Raw genomic sequence first — 12,723 nt, 5'->3', positions numbered from 1 at the left:
ACGATGAATAAGACAACGTATTTTCCTGGCCTGTTACCGGGGGTTACGCCACCGCTGGCGGGGGTGGCGTTGTCCACGCTGGCCGCGCTCTTTCCCTCCTTTAGCCATGGTGAAAGCTATTTCAATCCGGCGTTTTTATCTGCGGATACCGCTACCGTGGCGGATTTGTCTCGTTTCGAAAAAGGGAATCACCAGCCTGAAGGTGTTTATCGTGTGGATATCTGGCGCAATGATGAGTTTGTGGCCACCCAGGATATTCGTTTCGCCACCAGCGCGGGGAAAGCCGGAGAAAAATCCGGCGGGCTGATGCCGTGCTTTGATCTCGACTGGGTTAAACGCCTTGGCGTCAATATCACTGCGTTTCCGGCACTCAGTCAGGATGCGAACACTACCTGTATTAATTTGCCAGAGACGATTCCTGGTAGCGAAATTGCCTTCGATTTTTCTACGCTGCGCTTAAATGTCAGCCTGCCGCAAGCTTCAATGTTGAACAGCGCGCGTGGTTATATTCCACCAGAGGAGTGGGATGAGGGTATTCCGGCGGCGCTGGTTAACTACAGCTTTACCGGCAGTCGCGGCAGCGATACCGACAGCTATTTCTTAAGCATGTTAAGCGGCCTGAACTATGGCCCATGGCGGCTGAGGAATAACGGTGCATGGAACTACTCGAAAGGTGACGGCTACCATTCGCAAAGCTGGAAAAATATTGGCACATGGCTTCAGCGCGCGATTATTCCGCTGAAGGGTGAGCTGGTGATGGGTGACAGTAACACTGGCAACGACGTTTTTGACAGCATCGGTTTTCGTGGTGCGCGTCTCTACTCGTCCGACAGCATGTATCCCGACAGTTTACAGGGCTACGCGCCAACCGTCCGTGGGATTGCGCGTACCGCAGCGAAACTGACTATTCGCCAGAATGGCTACGTGATTTATCAAAGCTATGTTTCGCCAGGCGCTTTTTCGATAACCGATCTCAACCCCACCTCGTCGAGTGGTGACCTGGACGTAACGGTTGATGAGAAGGACGGCAGCCAACAGCGCTATACGGTGCCGTATTCCACGGTACCTCTGCTACAGCGTGAAGGGCGTTTCAAATATGACGTTGTCGCTGGGGATTTTCGTAGCGGTAATAGCCAGCAGTCTTCGCCATTCTTTTTCCAGGGAACGTTAATCGCCGGGCTGCCCGAAGGGTATACCGCGTATGGCGGCACGCAGTTAGCTTCACGCTACACCGCACTGGTGTTAGGCACCGGCCGCAACCTGGGGGACTGGGGAGCCGTCTCTGTCGATGTAACGCATGCCCGTAGCCAACTGGCGGATGACAGTACGCATCAGGGGCAATCGCTGCGTTTTCTGTATGCAAAATCATTGAACAACTTCGGTACTAACTTCCAGTTGTTGGGGTACCGCTATTCGACGCGCGGGTTTTATACCCTCGATGATGTGGCGTATCGCAGTATGGAAAGTTACGAGTACGAATATGACAGCGAAGGGAATCGCCACGATGTTCCACAGGTGAAGAGCTATCACAATCTGAGTTACAGCAAAAAGGGCCGTTTTCAGATCAACATTTCGCAGAACCTTGGCGATTACGGTTCACTGTATGTCTCGGGTAGCCAGCAAACGTACTGGAATACCTCAGATACCAATACCTGGTACCAGTTGGGGTATGCCAGCGGTTGGCAGGGGATTAGCTATTCACTCTCCTGGTCATGGAATGAATCGGTCGGGATCTCCGATACCGACCGCATCCTGGCCTTCAATGTGTCCGTTCCGTTCAGTCTGCTGACCGGGCGGCGCTACTCACGTGATAACGCACTCGATCGCACCTATGCCACTTTCAATGCGAACCGTAACAGCAATGGACAAAACAGCTGGCAAAGCGGTATTGGCGGCACGCTGTTAGATGGGCGTAATCTCAGCTACAGCGTAAATCAGGGTCACAGCAGCTCCAACGGGTACAGCGGGAGCGCCAACGCGAACTGGCAGGCGGCCTATGGCACGCTGGGCGTGGGTTACAACTATGACCGTGACCAGCATGACTATAACTGGCAACTCTCCGGGGGTGTCATCGGACATGCGGACGGCATTACGCTCAGCCAACCACTGGGCGATACCAACGTACTGATAAAAGCACCTGGGGCCCAGGGAGTGCGGATAGAAAACCAGACCGGCGTGCAGACCGACTGGCGTGGCTACGCGGTCATGCCGTATGCCACCGTTTATCGCTACAACCGCGTCGCGCTGGATACCAATTCAATGAATAACAACACTGATGTGGAAAATAACGTTAGCAGCGTCGTGCCAACGCAGGGGGCACTGGTACGTGCGGCGTTTGATACACGCATTGGCGTGCGTGCGCTTATTACGGTTAACCGGGATGGAAAACCAGTGCCATTTGGGTCGGTGGTACGCGAAACCACGAGCGGTGTCACCAGCATGGTGGGGGAAGATGGACAAATTTATCTGAGTGGTCTGCCGCTCAAAGGCAACTTGCTGATCCAATGGGGTGAAAGCGCAAATGCACGCTGTGAAGCGCACTACACCTTGCCTGAAGAGAGCCTGAAACAGGCTGTAACGCTCACCAACGTGACGTGCCAACGACCGTCGGCACGACAGGGATAATATGATGAAACGACAAACCGGTCTGCTACTGGGAAGCGCTTTACTGCTTATAGCTAATACGTCATGGGCGACGGTCTGCCATAATTCGAACGGAACGCCAACGGACGTTTATTACGATCTGTCGAATGTTTTTAACAGCAGCAATAACCAACCGGGCCAGGTAGTGACATTGCCTGAAAAGTCAGGCTGGGTTGGGGTGAATGCAACCTGCCCGGCAGGGACGACGGTGAATTACACCTACCGAAGTTATGTGACAGATCTCACTGTGCAAAGTACGGAAAATAGCTTTCAGTATTTGAAACTCAATGATTACCTGTTGGGGGCCATGAGTATTACCGACAGCTACGCCGGGTTGTTTTATCCCCCTCGCAATTATATCCGCATGGGGAATCACCCAAACGTTTCCAAACAGCAGCCTTTTGGCGTGATGGATTCTAAGCTGGTATTTAAATTAAAAGTGATTCGCTCATTTATCAACATGGTACCGATCCCGCGACAGACGATGTTCAGTGTCTACGTCACAACCAGCACGGGAGATGCGCTGAGTACGCCGGTTTACACCATAAGCTACAGCGGCAAGGTGGAAGTCCCACAAAACTGCGAGGTGAATGCCGGGCAAATTGTGGAGTTTGATTTTGGCGATATTGGCGCCTCGTTGTTCAGCAAGGCGGGGGCCGGTAACCGGCCAGAAGGTATCAATACGCAAACGAAAACGGTCGCCATAAAGTGCACTAACGTTGCCGCACAAGCTTACCTGACCATGCGGGTCGAGGCCGAAAAAGCGTCCGGGCAAATGATGATATCGGACAACCCCGATTTAGGTTTTATCGTGGCCGACAGCAGCGGTAAACCGCTGACCCCGAATAATCTGTCCAGCACCATTCCCTTTCAGTTGGATGATAACGCTGCCGCACGGGTTGGCATCAGAGCATGGCCAGTCAGCGTGACGGGCAATAAACCAGCAGAAGGGCCCTTCACCGCCCGTGGCTATCTGCGAGTTGATTATGAATAAGCAGAGAACAATGAGACGTCGTGCGCTTTTCGTATTGATATCCGCAGTGTCAGCCAGTTCGCTATGCCAGGCGGATACCTCGCTGGGTGAGATTAATATCGAACTACACGGTAATATCGTGGACTTCACCTGTGCGGTTATTGCCAGTGATAACAATAAGTTGGTTGAATTAGGCACCTGGCCAACAAAACAATTAAAGACCACCGGGGATACGACCCAACCGGTTCCTTTTACGTTAAAACTTGAAGGCTGCCCGCCGGGGTCGGCCTCGATAACCTTTTCCGGTACGCCGGCAGCGGGTACCACGTTGTTGGCGCTGGACGATGCCGTGATGGCACAAAAGGTCGCGATTGAATTGCACGATAGTGACCGTACGCGATTACCGCTTGAACAAGCCAGCCAGACAGTGAACATTGATGAAAATGGCAATGCTATGCTGACTTTTTTTGCCAACTATATTGCGCTGGCAGATGGCGTTCAACCGGGGATCGCGAAAGCAGATGCTACGTTTATGATTAACTACAATTGACATCATGCGCTGATAATTCACTCCCGAACGACACCTCGCCGGGAGTGCGATCACATTAATTCATGCATCTTTGCATAATCGATTAGCTCAACAATGGTATGTAGTCCGAGCTTGGAATAGATGTTAGCTTTGTGAGCACTGATTGTTTTATTACTCAATAAAAGTTGCTCAGCAATTTCTTTATTAGATAACCCATTCGCCAGATAACGTAAAACCGTAACCTCGCGATTCGATAATGGCATGTCATTCAGCATGCCTTTACGTATATTAATATTATTAATAAAATTAAGCGTGTCTGATGGGAAAAATGAATATCCTGATAAAATCATTTTTACCGCGTTATAGATATCATTGAGATCCTTTCGTTTACTGACGAAACCATTGGCTCCGGCACGGATCGCCCGTCCGGCATAAAATGATTCGGACTTTGAGGATAGAAACAACACCCGAGTTTTTTCCTGCAGAGATTTTATTCTCTTGAGTAATGTAAACCCATCGGAGCCAGGTAGCTCAATATCCAGAATGACCAAATCGACTGGATAGGTCCGCAGATGATCTATTGCCGTGCGGCTGTCGTCGGTTTCCAGAACAACCTGAATATTACTATTCTTTTCGAGCAGTACTTCTATCGACATTCTGACAATAGGGTGTTCGTCCATAATGATAACGGATGCTGGTTTCATTGTTGTATGCCTCAAACTGTTTGTGTATCTTGCGATTTTGATAAAACATCAGGCGTTATAATATTGTCAAATAGCCAAGGATTGCTCTGGAAGAAGAACCGAATAAATATTATATCATCCTTGTTTATTCGGTTGTTCTACGTCAGAACAATGAGTTTGTGGAATATCCATTTCACACCAGGGAAAACTTACAATTAATCAGAAAACAGTGAGGATTATACCTGCTCTGCACTTTCGGAAAAGGCTTACAGCACGTAAGTTCATAATGTCTGTTAGGATATCCTGAAAGACCAGGGTATGGTAATGACTATTGATATTAATCTCCTGCTGTTTGAATTATGGCAGATTGAAAAAATTTTTTAAATAGTAAAAACGACACAATGGGCTAATTGTTTAGGTTTTGTTAAGGCGGCGATGCAATTCTTTTTTGTCGAAATGTACTGAATCTGTCGGCTAAAGCAGGATACCCGTGCGACATATAATACCAGGAATAGTTGTAAATATTAAATGTTTGTAAAAATTACATTCGTTTTCTCAGTTGAAAATAAGTAATTTCCTATAAATTCTTATATCACAGAGGCTTAGGGTGTTAAATTAAATGGGGAGAGGTAACGCTCAGGAGATGTATCAGATGCAAAAAATGTTGGCGATGTGGTAACCCCAGCCGTGTGATCAGTTGGTTCAGGCGATAGATAATGCGGTGATAGGGTTGGGCCTGCAGGAGAGCAATCTTCTTTAATGATTTACCTTGCAAGAGTAATGAGATCATCGCCCAGTCAGCCTGATTTATGTACCCTGAGTGAATATGATCCTGCGCCATAGATAATAAAGCATGGCGCATCTCCGGGAGGCGCTGGCGGCGCGGCAGGATATCAAATGGCCCAGCCATCGCAATAAAGTGCCTGAGCGCTTCGTGGCGACGGGGAAGTAATATGAAAATTTGAATATTACTCTGCTCTTTAATGAGTCGGCGAAGATATTCCAGAACATCGAAATATGAGCTTGAGGCACCATCCATATCAACCACTAACTGACTAACTTCAGACGCCTTCAACAGTGGTAGGGCCGATTCAATCGTCTGGAAGATGGCCGTGTGTGTACCAGAAAATAAATAGCGATTTAGCGTGTAGCCGAGATAGTTGTCTGTTGTGATGATTGCTTGAGATATCGTGTCATCCGGTAATGTGTAATCAAGTTTTTGAGCCAGATACTCAATTCTGTCAAATTCTTGCGGTGCACAGTGATCATATTGCCAGGTACAGTGGGCGTTTCGTAAACGGCGATGCCGTTCCCGGCGTTTTACACTGCGCATCCTTCCTTTTTCCCTGTCCGTATCTATTGCGCCTGCTCTGGATAAATTGCTGGCCACAAATATCCCTGACCCAAATTTGCGCCAGCGAGCAGGGCAATTTCCTGCTGTTTCTGCGTTTCGATTCCTTCAACTACCACCAGGCCGGCGATTGCGCGCCCCATCTGAATAACCTGGCGGAGTTTTTCCGGCACATGACTCAGTGTCCAGAACGTATTTTTATCCAACTTTACCCCTGACAAATGCCAGTTGGCTGCGCTGAATGCGCCCAGCAGTTGCTCATTGACGTCATCCAGCCATATTGGAATACCATGGTTTTCAAGATGTTGAATTACGCCATAGACGATCGCCCGCTGAGGTGTACTTAAAGAATAAAACGTATTTGGATCTTGTATTTCGATAATCAAGCTGGACGGAGAGGGCGTAATCAAAGAATGGAATAACGGCCAACTCAGGAAGGCTTGCATCGGTAAATTCAATGAGTAACGCAGACCCTGTGGATAGCACTTAATTTTGTCAATTTGCTGATAAAACAGATGCAGTCGGTGCTGAACCGACAGTTGGTGAAAATATTTTTCACTGTTTATATTCGCGGGAAGATGTGTGAGGACCTCACAACCGTATCTCAACGCGGTAGACAAATCGACAATGGGCTCGAATTTAAGTGCGAATTGCAGGGGGTCTGCATCGCTGTTTTTGGCGGTAAAGACAGAGCGCTCAGATTTATCATTCCATAATAACAGGCTCGGTGCCACGATATCCCCCCTGGCGTCAGCGCAAATATTACCGAGTGCGTCTATTTGTTTCCCCGGAAATAATATACATAGGGTATTCTGGCAGCATGCGGTTAGGTACAGTAGGTGCCAATACTTAATTGATGATGAGACATTTCTCAATAAAATGCCCGACAGCAAGACCCACTCTACTGTTGCAGAAAACTCAGGTGTGCCCTGATATACCTTAAAAATTGCTGATCATTTTTCACATCCAGCTTTTTCATAATGCGGCGGCGAGTTGCTCTGGCCTGTATATCGCTGATGGAGAGACGATGTGCTGTTTCAGCGAGCGTGTTACCGCTGGCAAGTAGCATTAAGAACTGGCGTTCCTCTACCGAAAAGTTGCGAGTGGTACAGAAATGGCAGACGGTTGCAGGCACACTGTGGCGGAGCGCGCGTTTTTGCAGAATCAGGATCAATTTTTGGGTTATCGCTTCCACATTATCTTCCCGATAGATCAGCGGCAGCATATACAGGCAGGGGCGAAACATCAGCTTATCTTTATCGCCTCCGTTGCAGATGATAACCCGATGTTGGCGTCTGGTGTGGACGGGAACCTGATAACATCCTGCACTGAGCCAATCGTCATCCAGCGAAATAAAGGCGATGTCTGCACAATCGATATCTTCGGTTGGTAAAAAGCAGATGTTCTGACGCCACTGATTTGCCAGGCGGGAGATGATGATTTTCAGCCCATGTTCGAAATGACTATTTTCTTCCTTGATAGCGATACTTAACATTGACGAGGTCCTGAACTGCAGGGAAGTGGTTGGGGGATGTTAAGCAAAATCATTAATTTTCTAAATACTTGTAACCTTAAATCCCGCATTATGCCGGCTGAGTTGTTACCAGGTGATTTCCTGGAACCCCATGAACGACCAGAAAAAACAACATTCGTACACTTCGTCAGCAACCGGAACAAAAGGCATTGACTCAGCAGGCGCTGACCGTATAATTCACGCGTTTCATCTGCATGAAGTCATCACTTCTCTATGCGCCCTTAGCTCAGTTGGATAGAGCAACGGCCTTCTAAGCCGTAGGTCGTAGGTTCGAATCCTACAGGGCGTACCATTTCGATAAAATATCCTCTCGGCACGGTCTTATTCCTGCAGGCATAACGTCTACATCAGCAGCTCTGAATTTAACTTTTTCTGCAGCGTTTTGGGGATATAAAAACGGGAGCCTGATCGCTCCCGTTTTCCTGTTTTTCTAACCAATATCACCGCACAACAAGCACGGGGCATTTGGCATGACGTACTACAGCTGCGGCGGTTGACCCCAACAGATAGGTGCTGAAACCTGGCTTATGGGATGCAATGACGATCAATTCGGCGTCCACGGCATCTGCCAGTTTAAGGATCTGATCTTTCGGTGGGCCATAAACCACATGGGTCTGAGTTCTGCCAGCGGGGATATTGAATTGCTTAACAATGTCGTCGAGCTTTTCGGTGGCTTTCGCCTGTATACCACTTCTGTCCGGGAACTCGTTGGAGTAGGCAAGCCCGAGTGATGCGTAGAACGGAACGGTAGGAATGACCGCTAAAAAATGGACCTTAGCGGTTTTTGCATGCGCTTCAACCTGCGGAATAACATGGCGGGTTAAATCGGCTTCAGAGATATCAATGGGCACCAGAATTGAGCGATACATATTCACTACCTCCTGTTTGTTGACCTCTACCCTGAGTGTAGCGAAAGTTGTTTCTGTATAATAAGTGACCAGATCAAGGTTACGTGCATAAATGTGTTTCAATGAAAGGTATGTGCCGCAAGTGCTGGCGGGAATGTATGCCTGAGCAAAACTGCAAGAAAGATATTTTCTTTAACACTCGCGATCGTGAAATAGAAAAGAAGTCGTTTTTTATCTCTTTTCATTGTATATTTAATTATATAACGGTGTTGCTAAGGGATTAATTTTAGCGCCGCTATGCAACTTACCCATCTTTTATTCTGATATTTCTATTGCCAGTAGATTAATAAACCTTGGTTTCCGATTAACATTCTGATTTTAAACTAAATTTGTTATTTTCATTTCGTTCTCATTAAATATGCGAGTCCCTTCAAACTTACCCGCATGCTGATTCTCATTTCTCTCTTCAGTTGATGAATATCAATAAACAGCCGCTTTCGGATAATTATTGTCTACCTATAAAAGGGTATTTGTCTTGCGGGAATAAAAAATGAGAAAAATAAATAAAACCATCCTCTGGACGATGCTGCTGTGCATTGTTCTGGGTGCCATTATTGTGTTGGCCGGGCAATGGACATTGCATAAAACCTCGAGCACGGAATTCTGTTTGTCTTGCCATACGATGCAGGCACCCTATGAGGAATATACCGGTTCGGTTCACTTCCAGAACCAGAAAGGTATTCGCGCAGAGTGCGCGGACTGTCATATCCCGCAAGGGGGCCTGGACTACCTGGTGGCTAAGCTGCGGGCCTCAAAAGATGTTTACCATCAGTTCATAACCAAAAAGATTGATACCCCGGAAAAATTTGAAGAACACCGTCTGGAGATGGCGCAAACCGTCTGGGCCCAGCTTAAGGCAAGTGATTCTGCGACCTGTCGAAGCTGTCACAGCATGGACGCGATGGACCTTACCGCACAAAGCGCGGATGCCCAGAAAATGCACAAAATGGGCATTGCAGAAAAGCAAACCTGTATTGATTGCCACAAAGGGGTCGCCCACTTCCCACCTGAAATCAAAATGGATGACAGCGCGCTCAAAGGGCTTGAAGCGCAGTCAGCCTCTACACCGGCCTCGGCAACTGAGATTTATGCCGTAAGCAACACCGCGTTGGGCGATCTGGGAACCGTTTACCCGGCAACACAAATGCAGGTTCTGAAAACAACGGACAACACGCGTCTGGTCGAGATTCGTGGTAGCCAGATGCAGGGAAGTGAACAGGTCATTTACTACGCGGCAGGACAGCGTTTGATTCTTGCCAGCCTGAGTGAAAAAGGTCAGCAGTCGCTGAAGATTCTCTCCGACTGGAAAAAAGATGATTACGGCAATGCGTGGCGAGATGTCGTGTTGCAGGGCGAATGGAGCGGTTCGGCCCTCGCCAGCCGTGAGCCTATGTGGGATTACGCGCGCAAACTCGACAATGTGTACTGCGCGGGCTGCCATGCGCCAATTCCGGCGAATCATTTCACGCTCAACGCCTGGCCTTCAGTGGCGAAAGGGATGGGCGCTCGAACCAATATCAGTGAAAACGAACTGGATATCCTGAGCCGTTACTTCCAGTACAACGCGAAAGACATGAATAAATAAGAGATTAATCAGGAGAAATCATGAAACTCACAAGACGTGACTTTATCAAGACGGCAGGCGCGGCAACCGGGACAATGGCGATTTCTTCGGTGATCCCAATGCCGGCCTGGGCCGAAGGTCAAAATGGCGGGGCGATCCTGACGGCAGCGCGTTGGGGCGCGGTATACGTGGAAGTAAAAGACGGCAAAGTGGTTTCCTCAAAAGGCGCGTTGCCTAAAACGGTACCGAACTCGCTACAACAAACCGCACCGGATCAGGTCCACACCAATATCCGCGTAAAATATCCGATGGTGCGCAAAAGCTATCTTGAAAACCCGGGTAAAGCGGATGGAAAACGTGGAAACGATCCCTTTGTGCGGGTTAGCTGGGAGCAGGCGCTGAAGCTCATTCATGAGCAGCATAGCCGGATCCGTAGCAGCTATGGCCCGGCTTCGATATTTGCCGGTTCATATGGCTGGCGCTCCAGCGGCGTTCTGCATAAAGCGCAAACCTTACTGCAACGCTATATGAGCATGGCGGGTGGCTACGCTGGTCATACCGGAGATTATTCAACCGGTGCCGCGCAGGTGATCATGCCTTACGTTGTGGGATCGGTTGAGGTCTATGAGCAGCAAACCACCTGGCCGATGGTGCTTGAGCACAGTCAGGTTGTGGTGTTGTGGGGGATGAACCCGCTCAATACTCTCAAGATTGCCTGGAGCAGCACGGATGAACAGGGGATCGAATACTTTAATCTGCTGAAGAAATCAGGCAAAAGCGTCATTGCCATCGATCCGATGCGTTCGGAAACCATCGAATTCTTTGGTGATAATGCCACCTGGATTGCGCCACATATGGGGACCGATGTGGCGATGATGCTGGGGATCGCCCATACGCTGGTGAAGAAAAATCTCCACGATAAAGCTTTCCTGGAAAAATACACCACCGGATACCCGCAGTTTGAAGAGTATTTGCTCGGCAAGAGCGACAAAATAGAGAAAACCGCCGAGTGGGCTTCCGGCGTGTGCGGCGTGCCTGCTGAGCAACTGGAGAAGTTGGCGGAAATTTTCTCCAGTAATAAAACGATGCTCATGGCGGGTTGGGGGATTCAGCGCCAGCAATACGGTGAGCAAAAACACTGGATGCTGGTGACGCTGGCGGCGATGCTGGGGCAAATTGGTACCGAAGGCGGCGGCTTCGGGTTCTCGTATCACTATTCTAACGGCGGTAACCCAACGCGCACCGGTGGGGTATTGCCAGCAATCTCCGCCAAAATTGAAGGTGGGTCATCAGCGGGCAACGACTGGGCGGTTTCCGATGCAGTGACCAGCCTGCCGGTAGCGCGAATTGTTGAAGCACTGGAAAACCCTGGCGGCAAATATCAGCATAACGGTAAAGAGCAAACTTTCCCGGATATCAAAATGATCTGGTGGGCGGGCGGCGCTAACTTTACCCATCATCAGGATACCAACCGCTTAATCAAAGCCTGGCAGAAGCCTGAACTGGTTGTCATCTCTGAGTGCTACTGGACCGCAGCGGCCAAACACGCCGATATTGTTCTGCCGATCACCACGTCGTTCGAACGCAACGATCTGACCATGACCGGTGACTACAGTAACCAGCATCTGGTGCCGATGAAGCAGGTTATCGCGCCGCAGTTTGAAGCACGTAGCGACTTTGATGTATTTGCCGATCTGTCTGAGATGCTCAAGCCGGGCGGGAAAGCGGTCTACACCGAAGGCAAAGATGAAATGGCGTGGCTGAAGCAGTTCTATGATGTTGCGCAAAAAGCCGCCCGTGCCCAGCGCGTCGCCATGCCTCAGTTCAATGCGTTCTGGCAGCAGAACAAACTGATTGAAATGCGTGAGAATGAAAAGAACAACAAATATGTGCGCTACGCGGAATTCCGCAGCGATCCGGTGATGAATGCGCTCGGAACGCCGAGTGGCAAGATTGAAATCTACTCGAAAACGATTGAAGGCTATCAGTACAAAGACTGCCCGCCGCATGCGTCGTGGATTGAACCGGATGAGTGGAAAGGAACGGCGGATAAGGATCAGCTGCAGCTACTGACGGCGCACCCGGCACATCGTCTGCACAGTCAGTTGAACTACGCGTCATTGCGCAAAGAGTACGCGATTGCTAATCGGGAGCCGGTAACAATTCACCCGGATGATGCGAAAGCCAGAGGTATTGCCGAGGGCGATCTGGTTCGCGTATGGAATGCGCGTGGACAGGTGCTTGTTGGCGCGCACGTCAGTGACGGTATCAAACCGGGAATCATCTGTATCCATGAAGGTGCATGGCCGGATATTGAAAACGGCATCTGCAAAAATGGTGGCGCGAACGTGCTGACGGCGGATATCCCGACGTCAAGGCTGGCGAATGGCTGTGCGGGGAATACCAGTCTGGTATATGCAGAAAAATTCACCGGTGAAGCGCCAAAACTCACTGTTTTTGATGAGCCTGAAATCGTCACTATGTAATGGTGACTGATAAACGGGAACCGAAAGGCTCCCGTTTTTTTCTGTTTTAGCA

At 49.2% G+C, this 12,723-nt stretch carries 10 protein-coding genes and 1 tRNA gene; 6 read left to right on the top strand and 5 right to left on the bottom strand.

The window, feature by feature from the left end:
- The first annotated feature begins 3 nt into the window (after window positions 1–3).
- From ACLJXE_RS05660 to sfmF, 3 genes are read left to right on the top strand one after another with little or no spacing between them, the layout of a single operon-like run.
- Window positions 4–2,625: a fimbrial biogenesis usher protein gene (locus ACLJXE_RS05660; RefSeq protein WP_410750327.1), complete on the top strand. Its 2,622-nt coding sequence runs from the start codon at window positions 4–6 to the stop codon at window positions 2,623–2,625.
- A 4-nt stretch (window positions 2,626–2,629) separates the two neighbouring features.
- Window positions 2,630–3,637: a type 1 fimbria D-mannose specific adhesin FimH gene (gene fimH / locus ACLJXE_RS05655; RefSeq protein WP_410750471.1), complete on the top strand. Its 1,008-nt coding sequence runs from the start codon at window positions 2,630–2,632 to the stop codon at window positions 3,635–3,637.
- 10 nt (window positions 3,638–3,647) lie between these two features.
- The gene (sfmF, locus tag ACLJXE_RS05650) at window positions 3,648–4,166 is read left to right on the top strand and encodes a fimbria assembly protein (protein ID WP_286628446.1); all 519 of its coding nucleotides are present in this window, start codon (window positions 3,648–3,650) and stop codon (window positions 4,164–4,166) included.
- A 50-nt stretch (window positions 4,167–4,216) separates the two neighbouring features.
- Here the strand turns inward: sfmF and fimZ are convergent, their stop codons facing one another.
- The 4 genes from fimZ to fimW form a co-directional block, all read right to left on the bottom strand.
- Window positions 4,217–4,849, bottom strand: coding sequence for a fimbria biosynthesis transcriptional regulator FimZ (gene fimZ, locus ACLJXE_RS05645; RefSeq protein ID WP_271441957.1), 633 nt, complete (start codon window positions 4,847–4,849; stop codon window positions 4,217–4,219).
- A 589-nt stretch (window positions 4,850–5,438) separates the two neighbouring features.
- Window positions 5,439–6,161, bottom strand: coding sequence for a fimbriae Y protein (locus ACLJXE_RS05640; protein ID WP_410750470.1), 723 nt, complete (start codon window positions 6,159–6,161; stop codon window positions 5,439–5,441).
- Between the two features lie 23 nt (window positions 6,162–6,184).
- Window positions 6,185–7,072, bottom strand: coding sequence for an EAL domain-containing protein (locus ACLJXE_RS05635; protein ID WP_410750326.1), 888 nt, complete (start codon window positions 7,070–7,072; stop codon window positions 6,185–6,187).
- Window positions 7,073–7,080: 8 nt separating this feature from the next.
- A complete protein-coding gene (gene fimW / locus ACLJXE_RS05630; protein ID WP_410750325.1) occupies window positions 7,081–7,674 on the bottom strand; it encodes a fimbria biosynthesis transcriptional regulator FimW in 594 nt (197 codons plus the stop codon).
- A 254-nt stretch (window positions 7,675–7,928) separates the two neighbouring features.
- Between fimW and ACLJXE_RS05625 the strand changes: the two genes are divergently transcribed.
- Window positions 7,929–8,005 (top strand) — tRNA-Arg (locus ACLJXE_RS05625).
- A gap of 148 nt (window positions 8,006–8,153) precedes the next feature.
- On the opposite strand, the gene uspF is transcribed toward ACLJXE_RS05625, so the two are convergent.
- Window positions 8,154–8,582: a universal stress protein UspF gene (gene uspF, locus ACLJXE_RS05620; RefSeq protein ID WP_061067464.1), complete on the bottom strand. Its 429-nt coding sequence runs from the start codon at window positions 8,580–8,582 to the stop codon at window positions 8,154–8,156.
- Between the two features lie 529 nt (window positions 8,583–9,111).
- Here uspF and ACLJXE_RS05615 point away from each other — a divergent pair.
- A complete protein-coding gene (locus ACLJXE_RS05615; RefSeq protein WP_410750324.1) occupies window positions 9,112–10,206 on the top strand; it encodes a NapC/NirT family cytochrome c in 1,095 nt (364 codons plus the stop codon).
- 20 nt (window positions 10,207–10,226) lie between these two features.
- Window positions 10,227–12,671 (top strand): trimethylamine-N-oxide reductase 2, encoded by a 2,445-nt coding sequence (locus ACLJXE_RS05610; RefSeq protein ID WP_286628441.1) that lies wholly within the window; start codon window positions 10,227–10,229, stop codon window positions 12,669–12,671.
- Window positions 12,672–12,723 lie beyond the last annotated feature (52 nt).

Source organism: Citrobacter sp. U14242 (assembly GCF_046555775.1).
Classification (GTDB): Bacteria; Pseudomonadota; Gammaproteobacteria; order Enterobacterales; family Enterobacteriaceae; genus Citrobacter.
Note: the sequence above shows the minus strand (reverse complement) of the source record. Positions and strands in the feature narration are given on the sequence as shown.

Coding starts and splice junctions, on each gene's coding strand:
- ACLJXE_RS05660 (WP_410750327.1), top strand. CDS start 4: ATGAATAAGACAACGTATTTTCCTGGCCTGTTACCGGGGGTTACGCCA.
- fimH (WP_410750471.1), top strand. CDS start 2,630: ATGAAACGACAAACCGGTCTGCTACTGGGAAGCGCTTTACTGCTTATA.
- sfmF (WP_286628446.1), top strand. CDS start 3,648: ATGAGACGTCGTGCGCTTTTCGTATTGATATCCGCAGTGTCAGCCAGT.
- fimZ (WP_271441957.1), bottom strand. CDS start 4,849: ATGAAACCAGCATCCGTTATCATTATGGACGAACACCCTATTGTCAGA.
- ACLJXE_RS05640 (WP_410750470.1), bottom strand. CDS start 6,161: ATGCGCAGTGTAAAACGCCGGGAACGGCATCGCCGTTTACGAAACGCC.
- fimW (WP_410750325.1), bottom strand. CDS start 7,674: ATGTTAAGTATCGCTATCAAGGAAGAAAATAGTCATTTCGAACATGGG.
- uspF (WP_061067464.1), bottom strand. CDS start 8,582: ATGTATCGCTCAATTCTGGTGCCCATTGATATCTCTGAAGCCGATTTA.
- ACLJXE_RS05615 (WP_410750324.1), top strand. CDS start 9,112: ATGAGAAAAATAAATAAAACCATCCTCTGGACGATGCTGCTGTGCATT.
- ACLJXE_RS05610 (WP_286628441.1), top strand. CDS start 10,227: ATGAAACTCACAAGACGTGACTTTATCAAGACGGCAGGCGCGGCAACC.